We start from the raw sequence: 1,312 nt of genomic DNA, 5'->3' as shown, positions 1-1,312 counted from the left end.
CGGGCTGACAGCGGATGATTTCGTGCTCTGACAACCAAGTCGAACCGGAGCCGCGCGCGCCCGCAAGCTTGTCTCGGCTCCCACCGCTCTCTGAAACGTAATTTTGCGCCCAATGGCGCATTGGACAAAGGGATAGACCAATGGCAGATTTTGTTATCACCAGCTACAACACGACCGCGCGCAGCATTATTGGCGGCGAAGACGGCTATATCACCAAGGACGGCGAGCTGGTGGTCAGCGGCAGCGATGTCATCACCGGTTCGGGCGCAGGCACAAGTTACATGGGCGTCAACGGCAGTGTCGTGGCAAGGGGCGGCGGTGGCTTTGAGGCAATCCAGGTTACGACGGAGGCCTTCGTCATTCAGGTCGGGCCTAACGGTTATATTGCCACGTCGTCGGGCGAAACCATCGACTATCGTGGCACATTCGGATTTTGGCTGATCAATCACGGTACGATCGAATCTTACGGCAATGGCGTGATCGGCTTCGCAACCGATCCAGCAATCATAATAGAAATCGTGAACCACGGCACCATTGCGGCGCGGCTGGACGGCCTGGATCTGGTGAGCGGCACGTTACAAACCAAGGTCTTCAACACCGGCTTGATCGCCAGTGCGACCGACACAGGCATCAGAAGCAACGTGGCGGAAACCGGTGGCACTTTGTTGCAGAACTCGGGCACGATCACCGGCGAGGCGGGATCCTACAGGGGCGGCGATGGAGCAGATATCATTTTCAACTCGGGGCTGATGGACGGTGACATCGACCTCGACGACGGCAACGACCAATACGATGGATCCCTGGGCAGGGTGCGGGGCACAGTCGATGCGGGCACCGGCAATGACACGGTGAAGGGCGGCGAAGCTGTCGATCACTTGCAAGGCGGAAGCGACGACGATACGGTGCTGGGCCGCGGCGGCGACGACCTGCTCGAAGGCGGGTTCGGCAATGATTTCATCCTCGGTGGCGCGGGAAATGACGAGATCTCGGGCGGTCAGGACAATGACACGCTGAACGGCAACAGCGGCGACGACACGATGCTGGGCAATGACGGCAACGATATCCTGGTCGGACAGGACGGGTCCGACAATCTCGATGGCGGCGACGGCCTGGACACGATCGACGGCGGCAATGGCGACGACGTGCTGGAGGGGGGCGACGGCAACGACATCCTGCGCGGCCGCGCGGGTGAGGACGAGCTTGCGGGCGGTCTTGGCCGCGACTTTCTCACCGGCGGACAGGATGCTGACCAGTTCGTGTTCCGTGCCCTTGCCGAAACCGTCGTCGGCGCCAACCGCGACCAGATCCTGGA

Annotated in this window: 1 protein-coding gene; it reads left to right on the top strand. The window is 61.1% G+C overall.

Features of this window, described 5'->3' with window-relative positions; genetic code table 11:
• Window positions 1-140: 140 nt before the first annotated feature.
• Window positions 141-1,312: calcium-binding protein (locus PVW46_RS14280; protein ID WP_274576331.1), on the top strand; the 1,172-nt coding region annotated here is incomplete at its 3' end.

It is taken from the genome of Mameliella sp. AT18 (assembly GCF_028807275.1).
GTDB lineage: Bacteria > Pseudomonadota > Alphaproteobacteria > Rhodobacterales > Rhodobacteraceae > Antarctobacter > Antarctobacter albus.
Note: the sequence above shows the minus strand (reverse complement) of the source record. Positions and strands in the feature narration are given on the sequence as shown.